This window comes from Vreelandella sp. 21, from assembly GCF_050995515.1.
In the GTDB taxonomy this organism is placed as follows: domain Bacteria; phylum Pseudomonadota; class Gammaproteobacteria; order Pseudomonadales; family Halomonadaceae; genus Vreelandella; species Vreelandella alkaliphila.
The window spans coordinates 3,780,662-3,794,213 of the sequence record NZ_CP194673.1; the positions used below are offsets into that span (position 1 = coordinate 3,780,662).

12 protein-coding genes and 1 tRNA gene are annotated in these 13,552 nt (G+C 50.4%); 6 read left to right on the top strand and 7 right to left on the bottom strand.

Annotated features, from left to right (window positions below):
- The first annotated feature begins 46 nt into the window (after positions 1-46).
- The gene (locus ACN06F_RS17085; protein WP_433924399.1) at positions 47-394 is read left to right on the top strand and encodes a carboxymuconolactone decarboxylase family protein; all 348 of its coding nucleotides are present in this window, start codon (positions 47-49) and stop codon (positions 392-394) included.
- A gap of 106 nt (positions 395-500) precedes the next feature.
- Complete coding sequence (locus ACN06F_RS17090) at positions 501-1,394, top strand: alpha/beta hydrolase (RefSeq protein ID WP_095603497.1); 894 nt, start codon at positions 501-503, stop codon at positions 1,392-1,394.
- Positions 1,395-1,440: 46 nt separating this feature from the next.
- On the opposite strand, the gene ACN06F_RS17095 is transcribed toward ACN06F_RS17090, so the two are convergent.
- The 5 genes from ACN06F_RS17095 to ACN06F_RS17115 all read right to left on the bottom strand — a co-directional run bounded on the left by ACN06F_RS17095 (position 1,441) and on the right by ACN06F_RS17115 (position 6,825).
- On the bottom strand, positions 1,441-2,907 hold the full coding sequence (locus ACN06F_RS17095; RefSeq protein WP_433924400.1) for a dihydrolipoyl dehydrogenase: 1,467 nt from the start codon (positions 2,905-2,907) through the stop codon (positions 1,441-1,443).
- A gap of 36 nt (positions 2,908-2,943) precedes the next feature.
- Positions 2,944-4,692 (bottom strand): SulP family inorganic anion transporter, encoded by a 1,749-nt coding sequence (locus tag ACN06F_RS17100; protein ID WP_433925132.1) that lies wholly within the window; start codon positions 4,690-4,692, stop codon positions 2,944-2,946.
- Positions 4,693-4,706: 14 nt separating this feature from the next.
- Complete coding sequence (locus tag ACN06F_RS17105) at positions 4,707-5,141, bottom strand: TIGR01244 family sulfur transferase (RefSeq protein WP_095603495.1); 435 nt, start codon at positions 5,139-5,141, stop codon at positions 4,707-4,709.
- 36 nt (positions 5,142-5,177) lie between these two features.
- Positions 5,178-6,086 (bottom strand): MBL fold metallo-hydrolase, encoded by a 909-nt coding sequence (locus ACN06F_RS17110; protein WP_253486266.1) that lies wholly within the window; start codon positions 6,084-6,086, stop codon positions 5,178-5,180.
- A gap of 91 nt (positions 6,087-6,177) precedes the next feature.
- On the bottom strand, positions 6,178-6,825 hold the full coding sequence (locus ACN06F_RS17115; RefSeq protein WP_038479256.1) for a peroxiredoxin: 648 nt from the start codon (positions 6,823-6,825) through the stop codon (positions 6,178-6,180).
- A 696-nt stretch (positions 6,826-7,521) separates the two neighbouring features.
- Between ACN06F_RS17115 and ACN06F_RS17120 the strand changes: the two genes are divergently transcribed.
- Together ACN06F_RS17120 and ACN06F_RS17125 are read left to right on the top strand one after the other, a co-directional pair.
- Entirely contained in the window at positions 7,522-7,995 is a 474-nt protein-coding gene (locus ACN06F_RS17120; protein WP_038479262.1) for a Dps family protein, read from the top strand.
- 373 nt (positions 7,996-8,368) lie between these two features.
- Positions 8,369-9,334 (top strand): SLAC1 anion channel family protein, encoded by a 966-nt coding sequence (locus ACN06F_RS17125; RefSeq protein ID WP_198348830.1) that lies wholly within the window; start codon positions 8,369-8,371, stop codon positions 9,332-9,334.
- Between the two features lie 237 nt (positions 9,335-9,571).
- Here ACN06F_RS17125 and ACN06F_RS17130 read toward each other — a convergent pair.
- Positions 9,572-9,648: transfer RNA gene (locus ACN06F_RS17130), tRNA-Arg, on the bottom strand.
- 143 nt (positions 9,649-9,791) lie between these two features.
- Here ACN06F_RS17130 and ACN06F_RS17135 point away from each other — a divergent pair.
- Both ACN06F_RS17135 and ACN06F_RS17140 read left to right on the top strand, forming a co-directional pair.
- Complete coding sequence (locus ACN06F_RS17135) at positions 9,792-10,787, top strand: TRAP transporter substrate-binding protein (RefSeq protein WP_038479269.1); 996 nt, start codon at positions 9,792-9,794, stop codon at positions 10,785-10,787.
- Between the two features lie 121 nt (positions 10,788-10,908).
- Entirely contained in the window at positions 10,909-11,856 is a 948-nt protein-coding gene (locus ACN06F_RS17140; protein WP_120386109.1) for a LysR family transcriptional regulator, read from the top strand.
- Between the two features lie 35 nt (positions 11,857-11,891).
- Here ACN06F_RS17140 and ACN06F_RS17145 read toward each other — a convergent pair whose 3' ends face one another.
- Positions 11,892-13,283: an FAD-binding oxidoreductase gene (locus ACN06F_RS17145; RefSeq protein WP_433924401.1), complete on the bottom strand. Its 1,392-nt coding sequence runs from the start codon at positions 13,281-13,283 to the stop codon at positions 11,892-11,894.
- Between the last annotated feature and the right edge of the window lie 269 nt (positions 13,284-13,552).

Below are 13,552 nucleotides of genomic sequence, written 5' to 3' on the forward strand. Positions count from 1 at the left end.
ATGCTGCCCTGAATCAACACACCCAACGCTTTATTAGGAGATAGTTATGCATAAAGATTGGCAAAAAACGACCCAAGATCTTTCGGCACTCATGCAGGATATTGGCAAAAACATTCCTGATGTTGCTAAGGGCTTCACCCAAATGGCGAAAGGGGCAAATAAAGAGGGTGCGCTTTCACACAAACATAAAGAGCTGATGGCGCTAGCCATTGGTATTAGCGTGCGCTGCGATGGATGTATTGCGTTCCACTCAAAAGCTGCGGCAGAACTTGGCGCAACCCGAGAGGAAGTGATGGAGATGCTGGGCGTTTGTATGTATATGGGTGGTGGGCCAGCGTTCACCTATGCAGCCCAAGCTCTTGAGGCGTTCGATAGTTTCGCCAATCAAGGCTAAGCAGCGTTATCATGCGTTCCCGCCCTCTTTTAAGTATAAAAGAGGGTCAAGCCAGCATCTCTAATGAAGATGAGTTACCGTTGGCACCGTGTCGTAAGGATAAAGCATGAACCTATGGCTATTAGCCGCTGGCACTCTCATCGCCAGCATATTGGTCGCTATACTCTTTCACTGTTTTCATCAGCGCCTGCGCCAACAACTTACCCCTACCCGTGAATCAGTGACTGCCGTAGAAAATGTGTTCTCTTCCAATCGACAAACCATCCGTTTTGCGACGACGCATGGGCTCACATTAGAAGGATGGTGGTTTACCACTACGTATGAGCAAAAAGGACATGTGCTCTTAACCCATGGCTGGGGTTCTAATCGTACTGCCCTTCTACCGTTAGTTCCCGTATTGCTGGCGGCCGGATGGAATGTATTGGCATTTGACGTGCGCAATCATGGCAATAGTGATGAGGATACCTTCTCCTCAATGCCTCGTTTTGCAGAGGATATTGACGCTGCACTCGCCTGGTTACATAGCAACTATGATCGTCGTGCTACGGCACTGATTGGTCATTCAGTAGGGGCTGCTGCCACGCTGCTAGCTGCGTCACGCCGAAGCGATATAACCGCTGTTGTTAGTATTTCGAGCTTTGCTCATCCAGCAGACATGATGAAGCGATGGTTAGCAGAAAAAGGCATCCCCTTTTTCCCCCTAGGCTGGTACGTACTTCGCTATGTAGAGCGAGTGATTGGATATCGTTTCGATACTATTGCTCCGTTGCATACATTAGCGCACATCTCCTGCCCTGTCCTGTTAGTGCATGGCGACAGTGATTGCGTAATACCTCAAACAGACGCTTATAAATTGGCGAACCAAGGGGGTAACGCTGTTCTGCGTTTAGTGCGTGGAGGGCACGACTTAACACCAAGCATGACGCAGCACAGTGATGAACTGGTAGCATTTTTACAGGCATCTGTCGCTTCGAAGGAAGCGATGTGCCTCGCAAGTTAGCCTTCAGTTCATCACTTTCTTGCTAACGTACTATTTACACCCATTATCAGTCGCCTGGGCCACACTCCATGCAACGCTCAGTAATGCTTGGCCCTTGCTTTAGATTAGCCTGCAAATCGCGCAGCCCCGACCTTACGCCTTCTTCAATAACAGGATGATAAAAGGGCATTGCCAACATTTGGCTAACGGTCAACTTTTGCTCTAAGGCCCAGGCAAGCAAGTGGGCAATATGTTCTGCGCGAGGCCCTAACATTTCTGCCCCCAAGAAAAGCCCGCTGCCATGCTCTGCGTAAAGCGCTAAGTAACCATGGTTTTCACCCATCACTCGCGCTCTGCCTTGGTCGTCAAATGACACGCCTCCCTCAGCAATAAAGTCACATCCTCCATAGTTCGCCTCTAGCGTTGCACGGCTTTCACCCACAATGGCCATCTGGGGCTCGGTAAACACCACCGCGAGCGGAACATTACGCTGCCCCACTTGCACATCGTCTAAGCAAGCAGCATTGCGTCCGGCAATTTTTCCTTCGGTGATCGCTTCATGGAGTAGCGGAACGGACTGGTTTGCATCTCCCGCGATGAAGATATGGCTAAGCGTGTTGTCATTGGCTAAACATTGCGTGGTAAAACGATTAAACCGAGGAACGCCACGCTTATCGAGCGCCACGCCTGCGTTCTCGATATCCAGCTGGTCGACGTTAGGTTTACGCCCGGTTGCGGCTAGCACGTAGTCAAATATTTCCGTGACTTTTTGACTGCTTTCCCGCTCGTAGAAGGTGATGGCTACGCCATCGCCCTGCTGCTCAACCTGCTCAATAGTGGCATCAGGGTCCAAGTAGAGCTCTCGATTGAATGTTTCATCGGCCAGTTGCCTAAGCTTGTCAGACTGAAACGGCCCCACAGCACCGCCAACACCAAAGGTGCGTGTGCGCACACCTAATCGACTAAGCGCCTGCCCAAGTTCCATACCAATAACGCCTGGCCCTACTACGGCAACGGAGGCTGGCAGCGACTCCCAGTCAAACACATCATCATTGATGATTAAGCGGTCTCCCGCCCCCTCCAGCAGGCGCGGCCACGTTGGCCGCGAGCCGGTGGCAATAATAATGGCGTTGGCTGTCAGTTGGGTATGGTCATCTATGACCAGCGTGTAGGGGTCGATAAACCGCGCGTGCCCCTGCAAGCGGTGTGACTCGGGAATCGTCTTCATGGAGGACAACACATTGCCAACAAAGCGGTCGCGCTCACCTTTGATCCTAGCCATCACCGCATGCCCATCAACCGCCACCTCGTTAATGGTGACACCGAACATTCCTGCATTTTGAGCGCTGTGGACCGTGTTTGCAGCCGCTATCAGTAGCTTAGAAGGCATGCAGCCCACCCGAGCACACGTAGTGCCATACGGCCCTTCTTCAATTAACACCACGTCATCCGTGTGCTTGCGTGCTGCGTGCCATGCGCTAAGCCCCGCGCTGCCCGCGCCAATAATAGCGATGTTAGTTTGCTGCTGTTGCATAACGTGTTTCCCCTTCCTTGTGTTCAATCACTTTGCTCAGCATGCGTGCTGGCACTCGGCTGCCGTCAGCGCTTGACCTGGATGCACCAACGCTTGCCAAGCTTCAAAGGTGGTGAAAAACATCTGTCCAGTGAGTTCATGATAAAGCTCGGTGTCTTTTAGGCGATCCATCACCGGCCCTTTGACTTCAGCTAAATGCAGCATGACGCCCGCATCCTTTAGACGTGCGTTAATGGCCTCTAAGCTCTCCAGAGCTGACGCATCAATGATATTGACTGCTTGGCATGTCAGCACCATATGTTGTAACGACGGGGAGCGGGCGGTCAGGGCCATTACAGTGTCTTCCAGGTAGCGGGCGTTGGCGAAGTAGAGGCTTTCATCAATGCGCAGAATAGCGACACGCTTATCAGTCTCGACCTGGTGACGCTTCACATTGCGAAAGTGTTCGGTGCCTGGCACCCGGCCTACCACCGCGCTGTGGGGCTGGCTGGTGCGGTAGAGATGCAGCCCTAGCGAGAGCACAACACCGCTGACAATTCCCATTTCCACGCTATGCAGTAGTGTCAGCAGCAGCGTTACGATCATCGCCAACCCATCGCTACGGGAGTACTGCCACGTTCGCTTGACCGCAGGCAGATCAATCAGCGTGCTCACCGCGACGATAATCGTTGCGGCTAGCGTGGCCGTGGGGAGAAACGCCAGTAAATCGGTGAGTAACAGCGTGGCGAGCACAATCCCCAGCGCCGTGAAGGCGCCTGCCAACGGTGTGGCGGCGCCTGCTTCAAAGTTCACCACTGAGCGCGAAAAGCCGCCCGACACCGGCGAGCCGCCGCTGATGCCCGCACCCAGGTTCGCCATACCCAGGGCAATCAGCTCTTGATTGGGGTCAATGCGCTGGCGACGTTTGGCCGCCAGCGTTTGCGCAACGGATACCGACTCCACAAAGCCAACCAAGCTGATCAGCAGCGCCGCGGGCAGCAGCCCCAGCCACAGCGATTGGTCAAGGCCGGGCAGGGCAATCGCCGGCAGCCCGCTGGGCACGAAGCCCACTACGTCAACACCATACTGCGCAAGGTTAAGTCCCCAGGCCAGCAACGTGGTGATAACGACGGCAGAGATAGGCACGGCTTTCACCGCAATACTTGATGCACTAGCAGACATGCCTAGCGCCAACAGCCAGCCCACCAGCCGTTGGCGGCAGAGCCATAAATACCCCCAAACGCTAGCTCCAATCGCCAACGTGGTGAGGTTCACCTGCTGCCACTGGGCCAGCAGCGCGCTGAGCATCTCAATCACGTTATGGCCAGACGCCTCAACGCCAACAATGTGCTTGAGCTGGCTCATGGCAATTAAAATGCCCGAGGCGGTAATAAAGCCAGAAATGACTGGGTGGCTTAAAAAATTAACCAAAAATCCCAGCCGCAGCACGCCCATGGCGATCAGAATAAGTCCTGAAAGGGCCGCCAGTACCAGCGCTGCCCCGATGTACTCAGGGCTGCCAGGCGTGGCAAACGTGCTTAACGCAGAGGCCGTCATCAGTGCCGCCACCGCGACCGGCCCCACCGCTAAGCTGGCACTGGTGCCAAAAATGGCATAAAGCACAAGCGGAAGCATGCTGGCGTATAGGCCCATTTCCGGGGGCAGCCCGGCCAACAGCGCATAAGCCAGCGCTTGCGGCACCAGCATGAGCGTCACGATGACGGCGGCCAGCGCATCCCGAGAGAACTGCGCTCGTTGGTAGCGACGCACCCAGCCGACGATAGGGATCCAGCGTTCAAGGCTCATCATGCGCACTCACTTTATTTTTCGCCAGTAACGTTTTCTAACCCCTGCCGATGCTCTTCTAAATCAAACCCCGCGGCTTTAGCAGCAGAAAACAGCTCGGCCAGATCGCACTGCTCCGTATGGCGCTTGGCGTAAGCCCACAGGTGCGTGGCGCGCTTGCCTGAACGACAAAACGCCAGGATGGGGCGCGGCAGCCGCTGCACCGCCTCGGCAAATGCCGCAACGTCTGCTGGGCCATACTCACCGGGCACTACCGGAATATGCACCCACTGAAGTCCTAGCGCGTCGGCTTTATGGCGGTAAACAGCTTCATTAGGAAAGGCGTCACTCTCTCCTGCTTTGCAGTTACAGATAACCGCTTTAAAACCTTTGGCTTTAACGTCCTCTAAATCATCGATACTGAGAAATGAGGTAATTTCAATGCCCATTTCTAACGGTTGCGTTTGCATGGTCTTTTCCTCATTTAGAACGCGAATATCGAAACGTTAATCCCAAGCAGCCCCCTCTAGCGCATCCAGCGGGATTTTTAGATAACGCTTGCCGTTCGCCTCTGGTTCCGGCAAGCGACCACCCCGAGCATTCACTTGTAGAGAGTGCAGGATTAGCTTCGGCATGGGTAGCTCGCTATCGCGCTTACGGCGTAAGGCGATGTAGGCCGCTTCACTGACGCCTGCTAAGTGGGGGTTGCAATCGCGCTGTTCCGCTACTGTGCTTTCCCACTGTGGCTCTCGTCCGTCGGGCATATAGTCGTGCCCGGTAAACACGCGGGTAGCTTCTGGAAGCGCCAGAATTTGCTGAATAGAGTTCCACAGCACATGGGCATCGCCACCGGGAAAGTCGGCCCGTGCAGTGCCAAAATCGGGTTGAAAGAGCGTGTCATGAACAAACGCCGCGTCGCCAATCACATAGGTAATAGACGCAAGCGTATGGCCTGGGGAGTACATAACTCGGGCATTTAGCTCGCCAATCGTGAATGTATCGCCTTCGGCAAACAACTTATCCCACTGACGCCCATCGGTGGGCATATCCGGCCAGTGATAAATCTCTTTCCACAGTGCCTGTACTTTAGTGACATGCTCGCCAATCGCGGTTGGAGCGCCTGTCTTTTCTTTTAAGTACTGAGCTGCTGAGAAGTGGTCAGCATGGGGATGGGTGTCGAGAATCCACTCCACCGACAGGCCTTCTTTAGCGATGTAGGTAAGCAGCTCATCGGCGTGATGCGTGGCCGTCGCCCCTGATTTCTCATCAAAATCCAAGACGGGATCAATAATCGCGCACTGCTTCGTCGCAGGGTCGCTGACCACGTATTGGACACTAAAAGTACGCGGATCAAAAAAGCCGGCCACATCAGGCGTGCCCGCTGTCGTATGCTCAGAGTGTGCGAAGGTCTTCATATAGGACGCTCCTGACCGTTAGCTGAAAAACAGCCTGAAAAATAGAGCGATGACTGACCGCAGTCAGTCATCACGTCGCTGTTAGCAGGCGTTAAATAGACTTTTTGCAGAAGTACCAGTCGGTGTACTCATACCCCTCTGATTGGCGTGCTTCTGCGTCTTGCGAGGTATGGGGGGGCGGCACTATTACCGGCTGGCCCGGTAGCCAGGCCTCAGGGGTTGCCACCCCATGCTCATCGCTAGTTTGCAACGACTTAACCAAGCGAAGGACTTCCTCAACGGAACGGCCATTGCTCATGGGGTAGTACAGCATCGCCCGCAGCACGCCTTCAGGGTCAATCACAAATGTCGCGCGGACGGCAGCCGTATCACTCGCACCTGGCTGAATCATGCCGTAGGCGTTGGCCACCTTCATGCTCAAATCCGCAATGATGGGGAAGGTAATCTCAACCCCAAAGTTTTCCTTGATGCTGCGGGTCCAGGCAATGTGTGAGTGGATGCTGTCTATCGACAAGCCCAGCAGCTCGGTATTCACCGCTTTGAACTGATCAGCGTAGTTCGCAAAGGCCGAAAATTCTGTGGTGCATACCGGGGTAAAGTCGGAAGGGTGGGCAAAAAGCACTAACCACTTGCCACGATAGTCGCTCAGCGACTTTTCGCCGTGGGTGGTTTTCGCCGTGAAATCGGGCGCTGGACGGTTAATCTGGGGCATGACTGGCTGAATCGTATCGTTAGACATAGCAATTTCCTCTTGGCTGAATTATTACAGGAATAACGATAGCTCATTTTGTTATATAAGGCGAATAGGCACGCGCTATAGTTGCAATAGAGATACTCATCTCCAGCATGCATTACGGCTAACTTCTTTTTACCTATCAAATGCAGCCAGCACAGGTCCAGCCTAGCGAAAGCCTAGTCAAATGGAGCTAACGTAGCTTTTTTAGTAGAAATAACGCTACTGTGAAGATGGCTGTAGAAGCATCTCAAACGATACCTATCACTGACAAAAAGTCGGCGCATGCTGATGCGGGGCTTTTTAGCGCGAGTATTAATCGATACTAAGGTGTGTCCAAATGCCCCATGCAAAAAACTTATCCATGTCCTAAACTTCAAAAAGTGAAAACAATGCTCATTTTCTTAGATTATTTTAACCTTAGTATTGAGCGACTTACGAGAAGCACAATAGTTGAGACAGTAAGCTTCGTTTTAGTGCCATGATAGCCCTTTGTAGTCGCATGAGCTAATAGGCGTAGATGCCTAAAAACTAACCAAGTAGCCCACAGAACGGCTTTCGATAGGAATAATATGTACGACGCGGTAGGGAGTGAGTCGCTGTTTTTTTAAAGGAGAATAAGCGAGATGTCTGCTTAGCCTATCCCTATCAATAGAACGTAATTCAGTATTAATACTTACTTTATGATAAGGAGATGATCGCATGAACATCAACAACACTATTGGTCTGAACAAGACTAGTGCTAGTCAGCTGGCCGAGAAGCTCAACGAGCTACTTGCCAACTATCAAATTTTCTATATGAACGTGCGTGGATATCACTGGAATGTAAAAGGCCCTCAGTTTTTTCAGCTTCACGAGAAATTTGAGGAGCTTTACACAGACCTGCTAACCAAGGTCGATGAAGTCGCTGAGCGCATTCTCACTCTTGGCCATCAACCGGTACATGCCTACAGTGATTACGTCAAAATTGCCAAGATCCAAGAGGATAAAAATGTCCAAGACGGCGAAGCCTGCGTGCGTGGAGTACTCCAGGGCTATCAGATCTTAATTGAGCTACAGCGTGAGCTTCTATCATTGGCCTCAAATGCTGAGGATGAAGGGACTGCTGCTCAAGCCGGTGACTATATTCGCGAGCAAGAAAAGATCGTGTGGATGCTCACATCCCATCTCGCGTAGTAAAAGTAAAAAATTGATCACAACCATACCCAGCATAATATTTTCCGTGGTTGTGATCAGATCAGGGTAAGACTGTAAGATTAAAAAACGATGAGAATTATTACTTCATGATAGAAGCCTTCATTAATTTATAAAAAATAGCTGTCAACCTATTAATGAAAACTAGAGTGAATTTTTCAATGGCGATAAACGACGCTCTTCTTTTAATAGCCTATAAAAATCAGCATCCGATATCATTTAGCCCCCTACTGACCCCTGTTTTAGGTTAGTGAAAATACGTCACCCTTTCGTCTTGCAGATATTTTTTATCAGTTGTTTTACCAAACCCACCCACGCTAATGATATATGAATACAATATCGAACAGGAAATAACATGACTTCTAGTGCTCACACTTCTCGACTACAAAACTTTCCAATCTCATGGTTTTCTCTTATTATGGGAATGACAGGATTTACTATTGCTTGGCACCGAGCAGAATCTTTATTAAATATTACAATAAAAATTAGCCCAATTCTTCTCATCACCACTTTAGTCACTTTTTTTGTCTTACTAACACTTTATATAACTAAAATAGCAAAGTATCCAAGCCAGGTTAAATCTGAATTCTCTCATCCCATAAAGCTTAATTTTTTTCCAACTATATCTATTGGACTAATCTTATTAAGCATTGCTTTTTTGCCATACAGCAACCGAGTTTCCTTCATTTTATGGAGTGTTGGTGTAGTACTTCATCTTGGTTTCACGCTTTATATTCTATCAGCTTGGTTGCACCAGACACATTTTGAAGTTACCCATATAAACCCAGCTTGGTTTATTCCTGTCGTGGGAAACATTCTTGTACCTATTGCTGGCATAGAGCATGCATCACCTGAAATTTCCTGGTTTTTCTTCAGCATCGGGCTCATTTTCTGGGGTGTACTTTTGACCATCATTTTTTATCGAATGTTCTTTCACCAGCCCTTGCCCGCTAAGCTGTTGCCTACGTTATTCATCCTAATTGCACCACCAGCGGTGGGATCCATTTCGTGGTTTCAACTGGTAGGGGAAATCAACGCTTTTGGCCGTATTCTCTATTATATCGCTCTATTTCTTACCTTAATGCTACTAACTCAAACAACGCGATTTATAAAGCTTGATTTTTTCTTATCCTGGTGGGCTTATTCATTCCCAATAGCAGCTATTACCATTGCCAGTTTTTTGATGTTTGAACAGCTACAACTACCATTCTTTAAAGTGCTGAGTTTCACTCTTTTGGGGTTATTAACATTTTTGATTAGCATGCTTATTACCAGGACTTTTCAAGCTGTACGCATGAGATCGATCTGTATTGAAGATTGAAACTAGGGCTTTCAAACTCTTTTTACGGGTTCTTAGCACTCACTTAGTGTAGCGACCACTTGAGCTGCACGTTGTCTTCTTATCCCTGACGATCACGATGAATGACACTAACTACAACATACCTCAAAAGCCATAACTGAATAAGCATACAAAACTTGTAATGCAGATATTCTGACCACAGATTTGTCACAACCAAAACAAAAGGGCTTACGCATTAACGTAAGCCCTTGATATGTTTGGCGCGCCCGGTAGGAATTGAACCTACGACCTTCGGCTTCGGAGGCCGACACTCTATCCAACTGAGCTACGGGCGCTTTGGGTGCGTATCGTACCCGTGTGGGCGCGCTGTGTCCAGCTAGTCAGCGGTTTTACAGGCGCTTTGATTGACCGTTTTCCGCAGTGTGGTGCATGCTTTGGGAGCACTTCCTATCTTTAGTAAAACTGGGAACACACTATAATGAAAACTTTTGCACGTAACACGCTGGCACTGGGCATTTCACTGACGCTAGTAAGCGCCGCGAATGCCGCTGATTTTGCTGATATGGACCCCGTTACCCTGCGTTTGGCCCACGTGGTCAACGAGCAAGATGGTTTCCATATCGCCGCGACCAAGTTTGAAGAACTGGTGGAAGAGCGCACCGATGGCAAGGTCAACATCGAGATCTACCCCAATGCCTCGCTGGGTGACGAACGCACGCTGCTGGAAGGCATGCAGATCGGCACCGTGGATATGGGGCTGATCACCAACGGCCCGGTGGCCAACTTTGTCGAAGAGATGGCAGTATTTGAACTGCCGTTCCTATTTCCTTCACCAGAAGCTGCTTATGGCGTGCTCGATGGCCCGATCGGCCAGGAGCTGCTGGATAAACTGTCTGACGTGAATCTGAAAGGCTTGGCCTACGCAGAGCGCGGCTTCCGCAACCTGACCAACAGCGAACGCGCGGTGAATTCGCCGGAAGATCTGGATGGGCTACGCATTCGTGTGATGGAAAACCCGGTGTACACCGACACCTTCCGCGAGCTGGGCGCCAACGCTATTCCCATGGCGTGGACAGAAGCGCTGACCGCCATGCAGCAAGGCACCATCGACGGCCAGGAAAATCCGGTGAACGTTATCCATTCATTCAAGCTGGATGAAACCCAGAACTACATGACCCTTTCCCGCCATACGTACGCCCCGGCCATTTTTGTAATGGGCATGCCCGTTTGGAACCAACTGCCAGAACAGGCACAAACCGTACTGAAAGAAGCCGCCCAAGAAGCCGCCGAGCATGAGCGCCAAGTGAACGCCGATATGGAAGCCGACCAACTGGCGGCGCTGCGCGAAGCCGGTATGGAAATCAACGAAACGCCGGATATGGAAGCCTTCCAAGCTGCTGTTGTGCCGGTGTACGAGAAGTACGGCGAGCAGTTTGGTGACTACCTGCCGCGCATTCAGGAGGCACTTAAGTAAACGGTCTTTGCTAACTGCCCGGCTTCCCGTAGCGTGAGGTTGGTTTTATTGAAGTGACCGATAGCTGTTTGCGTAGTGTCAATATACTGCGTGAACAGCCTTTGCCAATTAGAGACGCCTGATGACTGAACCAACCAATATAAAGTTGGCAACGAGACTGCATAAGATAAATCTCAATTTATTATTGGTTTTTCATACGCTTTATTGGAAAAGGAGCTTAACCCTTACCGCAGAAGCGCTCTGCCTTAGCCAGCCAGCCGTCAGCCATTCGCTAAAGAAGTTGCGCCTGCTGATGGATGACCCGCTATTTATTAAAACGCTGGATGGCATGCAGCCAACTCCGCTTGCCCGGCAGATGGATGCCGCTGTGGCCAAAGGGTTGTTCTACTTCGATCAGGCGGTGTATAGCAACAGCGAGTTCTCACCGGCCACATCGAAACGCGAGTTTCGTGTCAGCCTAGTGGACTATGTAAGCCAGCAGTTACAACCTAAGCTTATTCAGCACTGTTTAACTCATGCGCCCGACTTATGCTTCAATATGTTGTCTACCCGCATAGCCAGTGCCGAAGATGCTCAGCACGCCATACAAGCCCACGATATCGACCTCGCCATGGTGCAGTTGGAAAGCTTGCCACTCACCTCTTATCACGAATACCTGTTTGATGATGTGATTGGCTGTGTTGGTGATGCTTCCCTATACGGAGACAACAACACGATCACACTTGACGCTTTTTTAAACGCCCCACAAATCGCATTATCTCACCGCGAAGATAGCCCACTGTTAATCAATGAGAAGCTGAGAATACTGGGGTTAGAGCGCAAAATCGTCGCCAAAACACCCTATATCACTCCTCTTCAAGAGATACTGGTCTCGACGAATTTACTCTGCGTGGTGACTGAGAGTGCCGCCAAGGTGATTTGTCGCAATAATAGCCTGAAGTTCTACGCCCTGCCCCTGGATGTAGCGCCCTTTAAAGTATGCCTATGCTGGGATGAAAGGAAGGATCACGACTCCGGTATACACTGGTTAAGATCGCTAATTAGGGAGCTGATAACACCCGCTCCCTAAAGGCTGGCGATACCTACTAACCATTCAGGCAAACGCTAGTCCAGCGCTATTACTTTGCCGGGGTTCAATAGGCCTTTGGGGTCCAGTGCGGTTTTCAGGCGTTTCATTAAGGCAATCTCCTCACTGGTACGGGAAACTGACAGATAGTCCTTTTTCTCAAGACCAATGCCGTGTTCTGCAGAAATGGAACCGCCAAACGCTTTCAGAGACGAATAGACAAGCTGTTCAACCTGGCGTCGGCTGTCCGGGCTATCGTCACGTACCGTGATCATAATGTGTAAGTTGCCATCACCAAGGTGACCAAATACCACCATTTTTCCTGATTGAGGCCACTGGGTTTCAAGGTTCTCTTCTAAAATATCGACATACGCTTGCATACTGGGAATCGGCAGGCTGACATCGTAGGAGAACATCGGTTTCAGCTCGTTCACCAGCACTTCGATATCTTCTCTTATGGCCCAGATCGCCTGACGCTGGGCTTGGGAGCTCGCCAAGGCCGCATCGGTGATCAAATCGACCTCTAGTGCCTTTTGCAGCACTTGGGAAAAACGCTCAGCGTCCTCGGCCTCATCCAGCCCCAGTGTTTCAATAATGGCGTAGAAAGGTGAGTTATCCGCTAGTACAGGCGCATGCTTACCACTTTCTGTGGTCATCAGTTTATAGTGATTATTCCACAGCGCTTCAAAGGCACTGAGGCTATTGGCTAGCTCACGAGAGACAAGATTCAGCAGCTGAGTCAACGCATCGAAAGAGGGCACCGCTACTAATGCCGTTTGCTCGCTGGGCATGTGGGGTTGTAACCGTAGTACTGCACGGGTAACGATTCCCAGGGTACCTTCACTGCCAATAAACAGTTGCTTCAGATCGTATCCTGCATTGTTTTTCAGCATTTTATTCAATGAGCTCACTACGGTGCCGTCGCTAAGTACCGCCTCTAGTCCCAGTACCTGCTGGCGCATCATGCCGTAGCGTATTACCCGTATACCACCGGCATTGGTGGCGATGTTGCCACCAATGGTGCAAGAGCCTCTTGCCCCCAAGTCTAGTGGGAACTGCATATCGATCTCTTGCGCTGCTTCCTGTACGCGCTGCAGGGTCACCCCAGCCTGAGCTAGAATTGTGGAACCAACCGGGTCGATCTCCTCTATCTGGTTCATCAACTCCAGTGACACGACGATTTCATCTGGACTTGCCATCCCGCCATGCACAATGCCGGTCATGCCCCCGTGTGTCACCACAGGCTGGTCGGCCTGATAACACAAAGCCATAACACGGCTCAGCTGTTCTGTGCTGCGCGGCCTAACAATCGCCTTAGCGCGACACGGCGCCCCTGTAAACCAATCTACGCTACGCTGCGAGACATCATCACCAAGCAGTACCCCCGAAGGACCGACGATTGCAACAAGGTCGTTCAGCAACTTATCCATTTCTTATTCCTGATTTAGCTGACCACACCATTGGTTTAAGCACTTGGCGTTTAAAACCCTGTAGTGCTTCATTCAAAAGTGCGCAATTAAAAGTAACCTCTTGCAGGTTATCGCCAACCTAAAAATCACTCAAGTACAAGTTATATAAAGATTTTTCGGATTAGAAGAACGAATAGTGGAATAAAAATAAGTAATTTGCCCCCTATAATCAATGTGATATAGATGAGCATTAAGAAAATAATAAAACCACGCCTCAATATAATTAAAAC

Bases quoted from the DNA above. Each gene is read 5' to 3' on its own strand.
- ACN06F_RS17085 (WP_433924399.1), top strand. From the start codon at position 47: ATGCATAAAGATTGGCAAAAAACGACCCAAGATCTTTCGGCACTCATG.
- ACN06F_RS17135 (WP_038479269.1), top strand. From the start codon at position 9,792: ATGAAAACTTTTGCACGTAACACGCTGGCACTGGGCATTTCACTGACG.
- ACN06F_RS17100 (WP_433925132.1), bottom strand. From the start codon at position 4,692: ATGAGCCTTGAACGCTGGATCCCTATCGTCGGCTGGGTGCGTCGCTAC.
- ACN06F_RS17110 (WP_253486266.1), bottom strand. From the start codon at position 6,086: ATGAAGACCTTCGCACACTCTGAGCATACGACAGCGGGCACGCCTGAT.
- ACN06F_RS17105 (WP_095603495.1), bottom strand. From the start codon at position 5,141: ATGCAAACGCAACCGTTAGAAATGGGCATTGAAATTACCTCATTTCTC.
- ACN06F_RS17115 (WP_038479256.1), bottom strand. From the start codon at position 6,825: ATGTCTAACGATACGATTCAGCCAGTCATGCCCCAGATTAACCGTCCA.
- ACN06F_RS17140 (WP_120386109.1), top strand. From the start codon at position 10,909: ATGACTGAACCAACCAATATAAAGTTGGCAACGAGACTGCATAAGATA.
- ACN06F_RS17145 (WP_433924401.1), bottom strand. From the start codon at position 13,283: ATGGATAAGTTGCTGAACGACCTTGTTGCAATCGTCGGTCCTTCGGGG.
- ACN06F_RS17095 (WP_433924400.1), bottom strand. From the start codon at position 2,907: ATGCAACAGCAGCAAACTAACATCGCTATTATTGGCGCGGGCAGCGCG.
- ACN06F_RS17120 (WP_038479262.1), top strand. From the start codon at position 7,522: ATGAACATCAACAACACTATTGGTCTGAACAAGACTAGTGCTAGTCAG.
- ACN06F_RS17125 (WP_198348830.1), top strand. From the start codon at position 8,369: ATGACTTCTAGTGCTCACACTTCTCGACTACAAAACTTTCCAATCTCA.
- ACN06F_RS17090 (WP_095603497.1), top strand. From the start codon at position 501: ATGAACCTATGGCTATTAGCCGCTGGCACTCTCATCGCCAGCATATTG.